The following is a 16,026-nucleotide window of genomic DNA, read 5'->3' as shown; positions in this document are numbered from 1 at the left end:
ATATAATAAGAAGCTATAAGGTTTTGTCATCTTTGACCTGCCTCATAGCTTCTTTTCTTTTTTCAAAGAGCCTTTATTTTTTGTAGTGCAAAATTAATGTTGCCATTTCGTCTGGTGTTTTTGGTTTTTGCGTTTTGGACATCTTCTCGACCATTTCTGCCTTACACTCTGTTAATGTATGAACCGACTTCATAAAAGATTCCTTTGTTAATTCTTCTTCCTGCAGCACTTCCGCATAGCCCTGTTTTTTAAACAAGTTGGCATTTAAAATTTGATCCCCACGACTTTTTTGTGCGGATAGCGGCACTAATAGCATCGGCTTGTGTAGTGCCAAAAATTCGAAAATGGAGTTAGAGCCTGCTCGTGACACGATAAAATCTGCTGCATGCAATAGATCAGGTAACTCTGTTGTCACATACTCAAATTGCTTGTAGCCAGGCATTGTCTCTAGTGCTTGGTCATAGTTCCCTTTCCCACACAAATGAATAATATGAAATTGCTTTAAAAGCTCTGGTAAGTTTTGACGCAATGCCTCATTTAGAACAACAGAGCCTAAACTTCCGCCCATCACTAGTAAAACAGGCTTTAATGTTGAAAAGCCACAGAATGATAACCCTTTTGCCCGTTCGCCCTCAAACAACTCCGGACGAATAATGGAGCCTGTGCAAGTTGCCTTTTCTTGTGGTAAATGCTTTAGTGTTTCTTCAAAAATCGTGAACACATGAGAGGCAAAAGGCAGGGCAATTTTATTGGCAAGACCAGGTGTCACATCAGATTCATGTATAACAACAGGCACACCTGCCAGTTTTGCTGCCATAACAACAGGTACTGAAACAAAGCCACCCTTTGAAAAGACAACCTGTGGCTTTACTTTTTTAATAATACGAAAAGCCTGCATCATTCCAGCAAGCACTTTAAATGGGTCTGTAAAATTTTTCATTGAGAAATAACGACGCAATTTACCACTCGCAATGCCATAAAATGGAACATCGGGGAAAGCCTCGCCTATTAATTCTTTTTCAATACCTTGTTCTGAACCAATATAGTGGACATCATAACCAAGTTCAAGTAAAGACGGGAGTATCGCTTGATTTAACGATACATGGCCAGCTGTCCCACCACCGGTTAAAATGATAGTTTGTTGTTTCACATTAATTCTCCTATTCCTTAAAAACCATTGTAGTCCGCACTACTTTTTGTTTACAGTGTTCTATTTTACTATATGCTGAAGAAAAGATATAGATGAAGCACGAAAATTTCAAGCTTTTCTCTCTTTACATATGCTATACTTGTTCATTATGTTCACGAAGGAAGTATCAAATATGTACCAAACATCCACAATTAAGGAAAAATATGCACTACTTTTAAAAATGATTGTTCCCATCTTAGTAACACAAGTAGCCATTTATCTTATTTCATTTTTTGATATTTTAATGTCCAGTCGCTATGGGACAGCCGATTTAGCAGGTGTCTCGATTGGCTCCTCCATTTGGATGCCGATTTATACAGGACTGTCGGGTATTCTCCTTGCCATTACACCGATTGTCTCACAGCTAGTCGGAGCGAAACAAGAGATGGATGCCAAAAAGGCAGTTCAGCAAGGCATTTATGTAGCCATTTTACTGGCAATCATCATCTTCACAGGGCTCTTTTTTGGCATCGATTGGATACTTAGCAAGATGAATTTAGAATCTGCTGTACATAGCATTGCAAAAGGCTACATCTATGCGATGTGTGCTGGTCTTTTACCTTTATTCTTATTTTTTGTCATGCGTTGTTTCATTGATGCCCTTGGGCAGACACGTGTCACAATGATTATTACATTATTGACAACGCCGATTAATATCGTCCTTAACTACATTTTTATTTTCGGTAAATTCGGCGCACCAGAGCTTGGCGGGATTGGTGCAGGTGTCGCAACAGCAATTACGTACTGGCTCATTTTCTTGATTACTGTATGGATTATCGCCAAACGAGTACCGTTCGAACGTTTCCGTTTGTTCCACCATTGGCCGAAGCTGGAATGGCTTCGATGGAAGGAAATTTTACTGATTGGTGTGCCAATTGGCATCTCCTTATTTGCAGAAACAAGCATTTTTTCTGCCGTTACCATGATGATGAGTAATTTTAGTACAGAAATTATTGCTGCTCATCAAATTGCCTTAAATTTCACCTCCCTGCTCTATATGGTGCCGCTTAGTATTTCCATGGGTGTTACCATATTAGTAGGCTTTGAAATTGGTGCTGGTCGCATGCGGGATGCTCGTATTTATAGTTATCTATGTGTCGGCACAGCCATTTTATTTAGTTTTATTTCTGCTTGTATCTTATTTATTTTACGTGAGCCTGTAGCTCATATGTATTCAACAGATCCTATAGTACTTGAGTATGCTGTACAATTTTTAGTTTATGCAGCCATTTTTCAGCTCTCGGATGCGATTCAAGCACCCGTACAAGGGGCATTACGTGGCTATAAGGATGTTATGATCACATTTATGATGGCAATTATCTCGTATTGGATCATTGGCTTGCCCGTGGGCTATATCCTTGCTACGCATACTGATTTTGGTCCATTTGGATATTGGATTGGACTTGTTGCTGGTTTAACAATGGGCGCAATCACCCTGCTTATCCGTCTGCTAATTGTTCAAAAAAGAGTTACCGTCTAACGACAAAAAATCGCTTTTCTCCCTCTTGAGAAAGGCGATTTTTTAGCGTAATACACCTGTACGAATGATTTTCACTTGAACAGACGGCACGAGCTGTAAGGATGTATATTCCGTATGCCAGTCGTCCTTAAACATCTTCGGGTGATAGGCACGAATATAGCGACCAATTCCTAATGTATCAGACTTTTGATTTTGAAGTATACGTAAGACCTCCTCAAACTCCGCCTGCAAATGCTTTTGAATCAATTGTTGAACATCCTTAAAAATGGTTTCTTTATACAAATGATCTTGGGCGAATTCTTCAATTCCGACCTCGAGTTGGTAATCCATCGTTATTCGCCTCAGTTCCTCATCCACTATCCATTTACGCTTCACATGGATAACATCTGCCGTAATCGGCATTTCTTTCCCGTCATGCTTCCACATATAACTCATACGTGCTTGCTTATTAGTTTGATTCATTAAAATGAGCATGATGAGGGATTGTTTTGGCGTTAATACTGTGCCCGTAAAGGTTTGACCTGAAAATAAAGCTAAACCAGCCGCAACAACGTGCTTTTTATCCTCACCTAGCCGAATATACGGTAGCGTGATATCGATTGTTTGTTCAAATAACATCGAGCCAATCGTTTGTAAATCTAATTTCGGAAAAAAGGTATTTTCCTCTGTACTTTCGATAAAGCGTTCATAATAAACGCCTGCGCTTCCAGCTAAATCCTTCGTTAAGTCGACGTATGGTTTGACATCCCCTTCTGTTATCGCCACTTTGATGGATATCGGATTTTGAGGATCGCGAAAATAAATATCCAAGATATCATAAATGGGCTCTCTCACTGTTTGATCCGCTATTAGGAGCGTTGATAGCTCCGATAGATCAAGCGTTTGCTCGACTTTCAAATTGGCGTTATTGCGTACATCTTTCGGTGAAATCCCTTCCGCTTCAATCACTTCATTTTGCTGTGCTGTTGTATTCGGATAAGCATAATAGCCTTTGTACTCCCCAACATAGCCTTCCACACCAACGAGTGTTACGACAGACGCATTTTTATAAAGACGTTCATCCCAACATCCCGCTAAAAGCACTATAGATAAGATGATTATACTCCCTTTACGATACACGTTTTCCCCTCCATTTATTCCAACAGATAATGATGAGCGGTAGTAGAAAAGTAAAAAAGAATAATACATAGTGCAAAGAATTTTTAATAAACTCAATGCGCTGAAATTGCATCATAAAGAGCGGTAGTATTGCCAGTAAAAGATGGTAGATAATAATACTCCATTTCGGATGCTTCCTTTTTTTTGAAAGATACAGCACTCGAAAGGACAGACCAAAAATCATGACCGTGACAATAGACCATGATAGCCAAATATAGACGAAGAAAATATCAAGTCGTTTAACAAATGTCACTTCCTGTGATTTTAAAATATACATAATCGGCTCTGGGATCAACTTGATTTCATCTAAGGCAAAGAACATTTGCGTAAAAAGCACGGAAATCAAATAAAATACAAAAATGACCAGTTGGTAGATGAATAAAGGCCGCCCTTTCACCTGTGTATCTTGTTTTAGAAATGGTCGATAAAGAAGGTACATTTCAATGCCAAAAAAAGCATAGGTACTATGAATCAAGCCCCCCATGATTTGTCTCATATGATTCCATTCAATAGGAAATAGATTACTCCATGTTAAATCGGGAATCGCCAGCATTAAAAAAAGCACAAAAAGGAAAATGATTGGTATGAGCATGACACCGATGTTAATGACCGTTTCTGGTCTTACTAGGTTGGCATACAAGGATAGTGCGACAATCAGTACAACAACGAGCCATTCAGGGGTTTGTGGTAATACCCATGTGGCCAAAACATATCCCATATAGGCAATCAGTACAGCCGCTAATAAAATCCAATAAAGCTGATAGACCCAGCGAAAAAATCGATTTAAATAAAAGTAGGCATAATAGCGTTCAAACAGGAGCAACAGACCATAATGAATGACACTTGCTAAAATAAAAACGAGCCAAGCATTATGTTGACTGTAAATGATTAAAGGGGTTTGGAAGGCAATATAGACGACACCTGTTTGAATAATAAATAGTACTAAAAAAAATTGAGCCTTAGATAGCGAAAACTTCATGGCGTATCCTCATTTTTTAGCTGTTCATCCTCTGGTGGGTCAAAGGAAGTAACTTGCACAGTCGGTTTAATGAATGGCCAGCGTAAAAAAATTTTATACACCGCTTTTGGCTGAAAAGGTACGATGGGTGAAAAATACGGCTGTTTAATAGAAGTTAAACTGATTAGATGAATGAGTAAAATAACAACCCCTATGACAATCCCTAAAAACCCAAACAATGAGGCTAGGACCATAAACGGAAAGCGTAACATACGTATGGTACTATTCAATTCAACGGATGGAACGACATAGCTTGAAATAGCCGTTAAGGCAACGACAATGACCATTAAATTAGACACTAACCCTGCATTAACGATGGCATCTCCTATTACTAGCCCCCCAACGATTCCAATTGTTTGCCCTACAGATTGCGGCAAACGTATACTCGATTCTCGAATAAGCTCCATAATAATTTCAAGAATGAGCGCTTCGATTAGTGGTCGATAAGGGATTTCATTCACATCGTTTTTCACTTGATTACTTAGTTCTAGTGGCAGTACCTCAAAATGAAAGCTAACTACTGCAATATAAAAAGCTGGTAAAAAAAACGCGGTTATAAACGACAGTAAGCGGACGATTTTATAAAAGGAGCCAACAACAACCCGACCATTATAATCATCGGGTGTTTGATAGAAAGAGAAAAAGGTCACGGGACCAATTAAGGCAGATGGTGAAATATTTGTCATGACCACGACCTTGCCCTCCACTAAATTGGCTACTACACGATCTGGATGCTCTGTATTTAACAATTGTGGAAAGGGCGATAACACCGAATCCTCTAACGCATCGCTTAATTGACCAATACTATAAAAATAGTCGATCTGAATCGCTGCAATCCGCTTTTCAACCTCCTGTAAGGTCTCAGGCTGTATGACCCCATCCATATACAGATAATAGGCCTTTGTTTTCGTTTGATGGCCAATCGAAAAAGATTTTACGACAAGTGCGGGATTATTCACTCGCTTTCGTATCAAAGCTAAATTGGTGTCTGCACGCTCAATCAAGCCCTCATGCGAGCCTCGAAGAATATGTTCGTTGATCGGCTCTTCGAGATTTCGACGCACCTCATTTATGATGCTAAGTGTCAGCATCTCTCCCCTTTCAGGCAATATCACGATCGTTTCCCCTTGACAGACTCTTTCAATCGCTTGCGGTAAGGAAAAATCTTGCAATGTCGTAATTAACGTTTCACTCCAAAAAGGTTTATCTGTATCTAAACGGGCATAAATGGTATCCAGTACTTTTTGTACTTCCTTCGCATCAACTAGAGAAGCGTAAAAGCATAAAATAGCCGTATCCCCTTCATGCCAATCTACTTGTCTGACTGTCAAATCCGAGGAATGGTAGAATGCTTTTTGTAGGCTTTTCATCATATACTCCACTTTATCCATAAAACGCCCCCTCTATTGGAGAGTATAAACATTTTTCGCCATTTTCAAACGCTTGCATAGTGGGATTCATAGCCATAAAAAAGATGCCCGTTAAAACAGAGGGGCATCTTTAAATGGATTATTTTTTAAAATAAGCTTCAATATCTTCATAGATAAAGGGCGTCCCCTCTATTTTTTCATGCTGATTATGCAAAGCTGTCATACGATTGATGATAGGCGCTAATTTCCCCTCATTTTCCTGCGTTAGATTGAAGGCTACTCCGTATGAATAAATTTGATACTTTTCCTCTAATGTCCATCTAAATGTACCTTCTATAGTAAATGACTGGTTCATCAACACAAAGTTAAATTGAAACTTCATCGTTTGATTGATTGGTAGCTTCAGTGTAGAGCGAATCTTCATTCCCCCTAAGCTAATATTTTCAATCACGATTGGCGTATGACCGATAGCAAGCTTTTGCTGGTTCATTTCAATAATGGTCATAGAGCCCTTCACATAGGCTGGGAAATGAAAGCGAAAATACTTGCGACGCTCCACAGCTGGCTTGTGATGGACAATCGCTTTCGGCGGTTCTAAGAAGCCTTTAGCTAGCATTTTTTCAAAAGCCTTCGCAGGAACTGCTTTTGAATAGATGCTACCTTGTAGATAATGACATTCATGCTGCTTTAAAAAAATATATTGATCATAGCTTTCGACCCCTTTTGCCACTACTTGAATACCTAGCATTTTTGCTAAATAGATCGTTGTTGAGATAAGCCCATTTTCAATAGGATGATCATGGCGAATTTGCCGAATAAACGCCTCATAGATATGAAGCGTTGTTGGCTGAAACGTGCGCAATGATTCTAACGATGAATAGCCTGTTCCAAAATCACCAATAGCAATTTTGACACCAAGTTCTTGCAACTCCTTTAATACCGTCATAACACTTGCACTATTTTTTAAAATGGTCCTTTCTGTAATTTCTAATTGTAAATAATGAGCAGGGATTTCATTGAGCTGCAATTGCTCTTGAAGAAATGGGACAAAGCCCCTTTTCATCAAACGAATAGGTGAAATTTTGATGTTAATCGTACGCAGTACATGCCCATCTTGCTTCCATTTCTGCAAGAAAGCACATGCTTTTTTAATGACCCAATCTGTAATAATATGGATCATATGATTTTCTTCCGCTAAAGGGATAAATTCACCAGGTGACACAAGCCCCCATTCTTTATGATGCCAACGAATTAACGCCTCTGCCCCATAAATATTGCCTTTTTGTGGCTCTACCAATGGCTGAAAATATAGCTCAAACTCTTCATTTAACATCGCTTGACGCATATCACGATCTAGCACATATTGCTTATAGGAAGTAATATCTTCTGTAAAGGCATAAATATGAAAGCGATTGCGCCCTTGTTGCTTCGCATAGCACAAAGCAGAGTAAGCATTTTCTAATAAGATATTTCTCTTTCTACCTTCCTCAGGATAAAAAACAATGCCAATGCTAGCAGAGAGATGCAATTGATAGTCTTTAATCGTCAGAGCGGTATCAAAGATTTTCAGTAAACGATTAGCCAATGCGTAAATATGCTGTTTACTCACATATTTTTTCATTACCAAAATAAAATGCTGATGGTCTAGGCGTGCCAAGTAACTAGTATCATCGAGAAGCTTGGCAAAATGCTGGGTCACCACTCGAAGAAGCTCATCACCGATTTGTGAACCTAATGCATTATTTAGCACATGAAAACGATTAATGGAAATATAGAGAAGGGCAAATGGCTCGCCTGCCGAACAGAGCGTGTCCACTTTATCATGCAAGCTCAATTGATTTGGTAAGCCTGTCAATTCATCATAGTACACTAAATAATTGAGCTTCTTTTCTCGTTCAACCTCCTTTGTAATATCCGTTACTAAGCCAAAAATTTGATTTACTTCTCCCTTCTCATCGAGTCTCGGTACAATTTGCTCAAGCAACCATTTTGTTTGGTTTTCACCTGTAAAAATACGATAAATCACTTGGTAGCTCTTGCCGATAGCAAGATAATCGGTGTACGCTAGTACCTCCTCGCGATGTGCAGGGTGAATCATGTTAATCCATACTTCGGCGTCTTCGTAAAGCTTCGCTAGTGGAATGCCTAAAATTCCCTCTAGCCCTTTTGAGGCAAAAAGCATTGTTCCTCGAATGGAATCTCGCATCCAAATCCCCGCATCTAAATGATTAAAAATATAATGATAGTTGGCGAGTGTATCATTTAATGCCTGCTCAAGCAGTTTAAAAGCTGTCTGATCCTTTACAACCCCAACCATCTTAAAGGGCTTATTATCCTTCCAAGTTACTTCTGCCGCTGCTTGTACATAACGCAAATCATGAGTTTCACCATGATATATTCGAAATTCACTATTCAAGTTGATGCCTTTTCGGGCATTGTTAAATGCATCGTAGGTCTTTTCATGGTCATCTGGATGGATGAATTGGAAAGCTCGATCAATACCGTCGTTTTCTGAACGGCTAAAGCCAAAAATTTGATAAAAATTATCGGAGCAATACAGCTTGTCGTGCTGAATAAAGTATTCCCAGCTCCCTACTGCGGCAATATGCTGAGCATAATTTAAATGCTTTTCATGAAGCAATAATTGATGCTTCATCGCAGAATAGGTAGACATATCTTCAATAATTAAATAAAGCCCCTCTGCCTGATCCTCACCATTTTTAATCGGTATAAATGTTAGTACAAGGCTTAGCTGTTGACCTTGATGCTGTAGCCTTTCTATATCAATTTTGACCGATTTCCCCCGCAATGTTTGGTTGAATGCTCTTTTTAGCCGCTTATAATCAGGGACCGTCAAAATTCGCTTAAAATCCTCTGCATGGCTTGGTCGATAGTGTAATAGTTGATAGAGTGCCTCTTGATTTACATAAATAATTTCTCCATCCGCTGCAAAGACAATCATCATATCAGGGTGATACTTCGCAAAGGACATGGCATATGAGAATAAACGATGATCTTGAACTGTAGCCAGCGCTATCGCCTGTGTACTTTCTTCTCTTGCAAAAAATTGCTTTAATAAATTCGGCTTTTTCATCAACCTCACCCTTCCCTACTTTTTACCTACTACTAACTTAGTAATTCCCCAAAAACATAGTTTAAAAACTATCATTTTGATGGTTAGACGATAAAATTTAAAAGTTGGACGATAAAGGTTGATGTATGAGTGATGAAGCCTGTGATTTGCTCAATAATTAAACAGTCCATTAGCATTTAACTTTTGCAAATAAAAAAAGATACCCGATAAGCCATTAGAGACTTATCAGGTATCTTTTGTGTAAGCAGTGATTATTTTTGAATAAATTGTTGTGTCCAGTAGTTACCTGATTTCACGTAACCTACACCGATGTGCGTAAATTTACCATTTAAAATGTTCGCACGGTGACCTGGTGAGTCCATCCACGCTTGTACTACTTCTTGTGGTGAACGTTGACCTTGAGCAATGTTTTCTCCAGCACCTTTATAAGTGATGCCTAAAGCTTTCATACGATCAAATGGTGAACCGAATGTTGGACTTGTATGTGAGAAATACTTGTTTGTTTGCATATCTTGTGATTTTTCACGAGCTGCAGCCATTAATTTCGCATCTGTTTGAAGTGGTGATAAACCAGCTTTTGTACGCTCAGCGTTTGTTAATTTTACTACTTCCTGTTCAAATGCGTTCACATCTGAAGTTGTTGTTGATGGTGTTGAAGTAGCTGGTGGTGTTGCTGGTTTTTCGTTTTGTGATGATTGATTATTATTTGGCGTTGGTTGTGTATTATTATTTGTTGTTGGCACCTCTTTAGATGGTGTAGATGCCTGTGGTAATTTGATATTCCACTTATGATTGTTTGACCATTTATAATAATAAACTTTACAGTTCGTTGATTGCTGTACAGAATCCCCTTCTGTTGTATTAGCAGCAGCTGAAGCTATTTGAATTGGAGCTGCTAAAAGAATTGTTGCACAAATTGCAGTGAGTGTTTTTTTCATGTTTGCAATTCCTCCTTCTCTGCAACTAATCGTAAAGGATGATTTTCATAAAAATCTTACCAACATTTGCTAACGTCTCCAACGAAGAAAGAAATGCGCGAAAAATCGCGTTTTTTTTGCACTATTTTTTACTAGTTTTCGCCAATCTATGAAATACTTACGTTTGAAAGAGGGTTGACACCCCTCTTAAACTCGTTACTATTTTCGAAAATACGCATCTAAAATGAATAAAAAATGATGGTTTTATGCACTAGATTCTCAGCCTATTTTCTTACCTTCAATTATGGAATAGACCTAGAGATAGCTAGTGTCGCGTGTTTATTGCTATTCAATATTACAGTTGTGTTACAAAGGCATTACAATTCATTTACATAAAAATAAAATAACCTGCGTAAAGCTACATATGACGTACATATGCAACATTTCGCAGATTATCAAATTTATTCATTGTCCCCCAATGATAGGTAAAGAACTGACATTTTCTCCAATAATGACAAGTTTTGCTGGCATTTTGATATACTCAGGGAGCCATTGGACCATTCCATAAGCATATTGAAACAGCATCGGATTTTTAATGCCCTCAATCGGCACATAGCCCTTCATACGATAAATCGTTTCTGGTAATGTACGAATCCAATCTTCAAATTGCTCCTGTGTAAATTCGCTATCTGTGAATTCCACTAAGCGTGAGCCAAGCTGCATGGAGGCTATTGGCGCTTTGACAATGTCAGCTTTATCAACCTGTGCCGTTGCCTTTAAGCCTTCAAGTAAGTGAAGTGGGACTCGCCCATTCGTTGTTTGCAAAATAAAGGCATGTGGATTTAAGCCTTGGAGTTCGTAGACCACTTGTCCTTGCTCTGCCTCTGTTAATAAATCTGTTTTATTTGCTAATAATAAGTGCGCATGTCGAATTTGCTCCATAAATAAAGAGCGTACTTGCGGTGTTAACGTATCACGGTGCAGCCAGAGCTTGGAATCAGCCACTGTGATAATGCCTTTGACATTTAACTGATCTGCAAAAAGTGGTGAATACACAGCATCTAATGCTTCTACAGGATGAGCAGCTCCCGTTGTTTCAATAATTAATACATCAAAATCACTATCTAATAGAAGAGATTGAATTTGTGCCTCCGTTTTTTCAGCACCTGAACAGCAAATACAGCCCTCCAGCATCTCCTTCAGCGGGATATCTTTCTCCACTGCCTGTGAGTCAAATGGCAGCTTTCCTAGCTCATTCATAATAACGGCAGGCTTTAGATTCTTTTCTTTTAATTGGCGAATGACATCTGTAAGCATGGATGTTTTGCCACTCCCTAAAAAGCCACTAAATAGGTATACATCTTTCATCATTTTTCCTCCTATAAAAAAAGCTGTCGCAAATGCCGTGAAAGACGACCGTTGCGACAGCTACATTGTTAGTTTGTTGTGTCCTCTGTTTTTTCGGCTGTTCCTGAAAGAAGCTCTTTCGCTTTTAATAACTGAGGATCATCGGCTTTCATTTTTGCACGTAAAGCATCCATTAACGCATACGTTGTATTGCCTGTTAAAATACCTGTTTCTTCAAGGTTATTCGCTGCTTGTAGTTTTTCTACAGCACGTGCAGTATTGTCATCGAAAATACCATCTATTTCACCAGGCTCATACCCTAGCACTTGAAGCATCTCCTCCGCTGCTTTTACAGAGTCCGACTGTAAGCCTGTCTTCATTTCTAAAGAGGCATTCAAGTAAGGTAAAGTAGCATACGATGGATAACCAACTTTGACATCAGGTTCAATGCCTTTTTCGTTAATCCAGTTCCCATTCGGTGTTAACCATTTACCTGTTGTAAATTTCAGATTAGAGCCGTCTTTTAATGGTGTTACATTTTGGACAGTCCCTTTACCGAAGGATGTTTCACCTACAACTTTGGCACCTACAGATTCTTTTAATGCACCTGCTAAAATCTCAGAGGCAGAGGCACTACCACTATCGACAAGTACTGTAATTGGTAGGTTATATTTTTTACCTGCAATGGCATTAGTAATCTGAGGCTCTGCATCTTTTTCTTGTACCTGAACAATCGCTTTTCCTTCTGGTACAAAGAAATTAGAAATATCGACAGCAGCCGTTAAATAGCCACCAGGATTTTGACGTAAATCTAAAACAATGCCTTTCATTCCTTTGCCTTCATACTCAGCAAGGATTTTTTCAAGCTCTTTCGTTGTTTGTTCACTAAATGATGTAATTTGAATATGGGCAATATTGCCATCGAGCATTTCCCCATAAACTGTTTCTACTGGGATTTCATCACGAACAATGGTCATGTGAATAGCCTCTGTGTTTTCACCGCGTTTCACCGTTAATTTCACTGGTGTTCCTTTCTCACCGCGAATTAAAGCAACCGCTTCTGTTGCACTCAAGCCTTGAATGCTTTTCCCATCAACCGTTAAGATGATATCTTTTGGTAATAAGCCTGCCTTTTCTGCAGGAGAATTTTTGATAGGTGACACAACTGTAATATAACCATTACGCTCTTGGATTTCCGCTCCAATTCCTTGGAAGCTAGAAGATAAACCAGAATTAAATTGATCTGCTTCTTCCTTTACCATGAAGTCAGAATAAGGATCGCCTAATGCATCGAACATACCATTAATAGCACCATCGACTACTTTTTCATCATCAATATCTTGGTAATAGTTATTTTTCAGTAAATCAAATGCTTCATATAATTTTGTAAATTCCTCACGTTCAGTCGGAACTTTCACTTCTACTACTTTCTTATCACCAAACGTTAACGCAAAAATCGTTAACCCTGCCGTAATAAGGATTGTAAAGAACATTAGCATGATAAATTTAAACGGTTTCAGTTGTATAAATTGTCCTGCCGGCTTTACTTCTGCTGGAGTCGGCTCCTGCTGCTGTTCTGTACTTTCATTTTTCTGTTCATCCATCTTGATTGTCACCACTCTCATATACACTAACTTGTTGTCACACTACTACCATCTTAACAGGTTATCCAGAAGACGAAAAGAAAAAGACTGCCAAAACTTCATGACAAACCTTAACCTATCATGCTTCATCCTATCTAGCATCCTAGCACCTATTTACTCATCATACTGTTAAGTTTAGGTATATAATGGTACTGCCTTTTAATTTTACTCATTTCCTAGTTGCAGTCAACCAAAAACTCAAAGAATCATAGAAATGCTATAAGAATATAACGTACAAGTGACGAAAAAAGTTGCAGCTCCTTAGCAACTATTCATTCTTTTTCACCTTTTTTATAGACCATATGAACAGTTAATCGACGGAAGGAAAGCAGTATCTCTTGAAGCTCAATCAACTTAGGCTACAATCCTAACTTTCGTGCAGCCATTTGAATGTTTCCGTCGCAACGTCTACATAGGAAGATTGAAAGTTTGCTAATCGCTCCTGCCCATTCCCTCTAGCAACGCACTATCCATTTCAACAAGCTCTACATTTGCCCATGCTATTTTCCCCCAATAATTTTGCTGAGCTAACATTACCATTTTAGCGAATCATTCAAATGCCTCGTGAATCGCCTTTTCCATTGTTGTCGCATATGATGCAAGTAATGACAATTGTAAGGAGGCAGGAAAATGGGAAGAAATAATAAACAGAACCAGAACAATGATTCAATGGATATTTATATTGCAAAGTTAGCCTATATCGGCACAGCCATTTCAACTTTAGGGGATGGCATTCAGACCATCGCAGCTGGTCTAGCCCTAGAGGCACTACAAAATGCGAAGAACGATTCTTCTCCAACAAATAATGGTGATCAAACAGCCAAAGTCGATAACATGCAGAAACAAATCGATTATTTAATTGCTGAACTAAAGCAAATCAAAAAAATGTTAAAATAACCTTTACATAAAGAGTAGTGTGGAAGCCAAATACCTACCACACTACTGTTTTTTTATCTTCTGATGAGTCCTTTGTAGTTCCATCAATTCAGAAACCGTCACAAACTGGTAGCCCTGCTTTTCAAGCTCTGGCAATATTTGCTCCAATGCTTTGACGGTTTGGGCTCGGTTTCCGCCACCATCATGAAACAGCACGATATTGCCAGCCTTTACGCCTTTTAAAACCGTATTAACGATGCGATTGACCCCAGGATTCTTCCAATCGAGCGTATCCAAATGCCAAGACCACATCACGACTTTATAGCCTTTTTTGGCAATCGCCTCTATCATGGCATCGGTATATTGCCCTTCAACGGGGCGAAATAAGGTTGGCTGATAGCCCGTAATTCCTGCAATTACCTCATCTGTTTGTTGAATTTCCTTCATTAAATTAGGTACATTTGTTTTTAAAGGGTGTGTAAAGGTATGATTGGCCAATTCATGCCCTTCTTCATACATTCTTGCTATCAATTCAGGATTTTTTTCTGCATTTTGACCAACAATAAAAAAAGTAGCTTTCGCATTGTATTTCTCTAATACATCAAGAACATCCGCTGTATAGGTACGATGTGGACCATCATCAAACGTTAAGGCAATGATTTTTTCCTCTGTTTGGATTTCCCAAAGAATTTGTCCTGCTTCTTCATAATACTTTCTCCCTTTATTTTCAGAAGAACTTACTTTGACATAAAAAAACGACACCGTGATCAAACAAAGTGGTAGTAAAAACAGTAAAAATTTTTTCACATTTTCACGTCCCCAAATAATTTTCGTACTTTATTATTTGTGGATTTCATAAAAAAATGCTTATGTTTAGCTTTATTTCATTAAAATTTATCATGACGTATGTTTTCCAGGCTCCTATAATTTTTTTGTTGAAGCTTGTCCACAACATTCAATCACACCATGGTGTATTTGTCGCAGACGCTTCACTTTTGCCGATCGTTACATCCTGTGACATGCTTTCACCATTATTACCACGTGGCGCTCACCCGCCAAAAAGTATTCATTGCCCCTATAGAGAAGGGAGTCTTCAGTTGAATCATGAGGATAAGATGGGTATGTAGTACGTCATCAAGCAAAGTCAAGACAAAAACACTATGCATGAAACTATCATTTATAAAAGGACCTCCTTTTACTGGCCAAAAGCAAAAACAAGGTCTGTTTCACAAACGATTTCTCCATTCACTGTGGCAACCCCACTTCCTTTACCGACTGTCCCTTTCACACGGTTGATTACTACCTCAAGCCGTAGCTGATCACCAGGCTTAACTTGTTTTTTAAAGCGACAATGATCAATGCCCGCAAGCAAGCCTAACCGCCCCTCATTCCCTGCCTTTGTCAGCATAATGACTGCACTGACTTGCGCTAACGCTTCCACAATGAGCACACCTGGCATGACAGGATAATGTGGAAAATGTCCCTGAAAGAACTCCTCATGGATTGTCACATTTTTCAATCCGACTGCACGCTTCCCCTCCTCTAATTCCAAAATACGATCTACTAAAAGAAACGGATAGCGATGTGGTAATATTTCTTGCAATTGTTGACTTGTTAACATATTGATTCCTCCACAGCATTTTTATAACCTTATTCTAACACTAAATATTAGTACTTAGTAATAAAAATGAAGTTAGTCAAAAAATGACTGTCTGACAATGACAAATAGAAAAATGGCCGTACCAAAAGAAAGAATACTAATGGCAGATCGTTTGGCTCTTTGCCACGCTCTCATACCAATGAGTAAAAATGTACAACCTAATAACATGAAAGTAACTGGTAAGAACGAAAAATCTTTTGTAATAAGACCATACATACTCGTCACCACAATTGGGATAAATATGAATAGTTGTAGACAATAGGACCATTTCATG

At 38.7% G+C, this 16,026-nt stretch carries 13 protein-coding genes; 2 read left to right on the top strand and 11 right to left on the bottom strand.

Annotated elements, in window-relative coordinates:
- Positions 1 to 73 precede the first annotated feature (73 nt).
- Positions 74 to 1,150 (bottom strand): undecaprenyldiphospho-muramoylpentapeptide beta-N-acetylglucosaminyltransferase, encoded by a 1,077-nt coding sequence (locus MKY46_RS11265; RefSeq protein ID WP_036126049.1) that lies wholly within the window; start codon positions 1,148 to 1,150, stop codon positions 74 to 76.
- Positions 1,151 to 1,322: 172 nt separating this feature from the next.
- Between MKY46_RS11265 and MKY46_RS11260 the strand changes: the two genes are divergently transcribed.
- Entirely contained in the window at positions 1,323 to 2,669 is a 1,347-nt protein-coding gene (locus MKY46_RS11260) for an MATE family efflux transporter (protein ID WP_036126051.1), read from the top strand.
- Positions 2,670 to 2,711: 42 nt separating this feature from the next.
- On the opposite strand, the gene MKY46_RS11255 is transcribed toward MKY46_RS11260, so the two are convergent.
- The 7 genes from MKY46_RS11255 to MKY46_RS11225 all read right to left on the bottom strand — a co-directional run bounded on the left by MKY46_RS11255 (position 2,712) and on the right by MKY46_RS11225 (position 13,177).
- The gene (locus MKY46_RS11255; protein ID WP_036126053.1) at positions 2,712 to 3,788 is read right to left on the bottom strand and encodes a Ger(x)C family spore germination protein; all 1,077 of its coding nucleotides are present in this window, start codon (positions 3,786 to 3,788) and stop codon (positions 2,712 to 2,714) included.
- Complete coding sequence (locus MKY46_RS11250; protein WP_340834217.1) at positions 3,778 to 4,806, bottom strand: GerAB/ArcD/ProY family transporter; 1,029 nt, start codon at positions 4,804 to 4,806, stop codon at positions 3,778 to 3,780. Before MKY46_RS11250 ends, MKY46_RS11255 begins: the two co-directional genes overlap by 11 nt.
- Complete coding sequence (locus MKY46_RS11245) at positions 4,803 to 6,236, bottom strand: spore germination protein (protein ID WP_340834215.1); 1,434 nt, start codon at positions 6,234 to 6,236, stop codon at positions 4,803 to 4,805. Before MKY46_RS11245 ends, MKY46_RS11250 begins: the two co-directional genes overlap by 4 nt.
- A 118-nt stretch (positions 6,237 to 6,354) precedes the next feature.
- Complete coding sequence (locus tag MKY46_RS11240) at positions 6,355 to 9,309, bottom strand: EAL domain-containing protein (protein WP_340834212.1); 2,955 nt, start codon at positions 9,307 to 9,309, stop codon at positions 6,355 to 6,357.
- Between the two features lie 251 nt (positions 9,310 to 9,560).
- Complete coding sequence (locus MKY46_RS11235; RefSeq protein WP_036126066.1) at positions 9,561 to 10,247, bottom strand: CAP domain-containing protein; 687 nt, start codon at positions 10,245 to 10,247, stop codon at positions 9,561 to 9,563.
- 444 nt (positions 10,248 to 10,691) lie between these two features.
- On the bottom strand, positions 10,692 to 11,594 hold the full coding sequence (locus MKY46_RS11230) for a CobW family GTP-binding protein (protein WP_058844442.1): 903 nt from the start codon (positions 11,592 to 11,594) through the stop codon (positions 10,692 to 10,694).
- 68 nt (positions 11,595 to 11,662) lie between these two features.
- Positions 11,663 to 13,177: a lmo1851 family serine protease gene (locus tag MKY46_RS11225; RefSeq protein ID WP_036126069.1), complete on the bottom strand. Its 1,515-nt coding sequence runs from the start codon at positions 13,175 to 13,177 to the stop codon at positions 11,663 to 11,665.
- 669 nt (positions 13,178 to 13,846) lie between these two features.
- On the opposite strand from MKY46_RS11225, the gene MKY46_RS11220 reads away from it, so the two are divergent.
- On the top strand, positions 13,847 to 14,113 hold the full coding sequence (locus tag MKY46_RS11220) for a hypothetical protein (protein WP_036126072.1): 267 nt from the start codon (positions 13,847 to 13,849) through the stop codon (positions 14,111 to 14,113).
- Between the two features lie 42 nt (positions 14,114 to 14,155).
- Here the strand turns inward: MKY46_RS11220 and MKY46_RS11215 are convergent, their stop codons facing one another.
- The 3 genes from MKY46_RS11215 to MKY46_RS11205 all read right to left on the bottom strand — a co-directional run bounded on the left by MKY46_RS11215 (position 14,156) and on the right by MKY46_RS11205 (position 16,025).
- Complete coding sequence (locus MKY46_RS11215) at positions 14,156 to 14,899, bottom strand: polysaccharide deacetylase family protein (RefSeq protein ID WP_036126074.1); 744 nt, start codon at positions 14,897 to 14,899, stop codon at positions 14,156 to 14,158.
- Between the two features lie 388 nt (positions 14,900 to 15,287).
- The gene (gene fabZ, locus MKY46_RS11210; protein WP_036126075.1) at positions 15,288 to 15,713 is read right to left on the bottom strand and encodes a 3-hydroxyacyl-ACP dehydratase FabZ; all 426 of its coding nucleotides are present in this window, start codon (positions 15,711 to 15,713) and stop codon (positions 15,288 to 15,290) included.
- 72 nt (positions 15,714 to 15,785) lie between these two features.
- Positions 15,786 to 16,025 carry a DUF3953 domain-containing protein gene (locus MKY46_RS11205; protein WP_036126077.1) on the bottom strand — a complete coding sequence of 80 codons (240 nt, stop codon included), beginning with the start codon at positions 16,023 to 16,025 and terminating at the stop codon, positions 15,786 to 15,788.
- Position 16,026 lies beyond the last annotated feature (1 nt).

The sequence above is a fragment of the Lysinibacillus sp. FSL M8-0355 genome (genome assembly GCF_038008985.1).
GTDB lineage: Bacteria > Bacillota > Bacilli > Bacillales_A > Planococcaceae > Lysinibacillus > Lysinibacillus fusiformis_D.
Note: the sequence above shows the minus strand (reverse complement) of the source record. Positions and strands in the feature narration are given on the sequence as shown.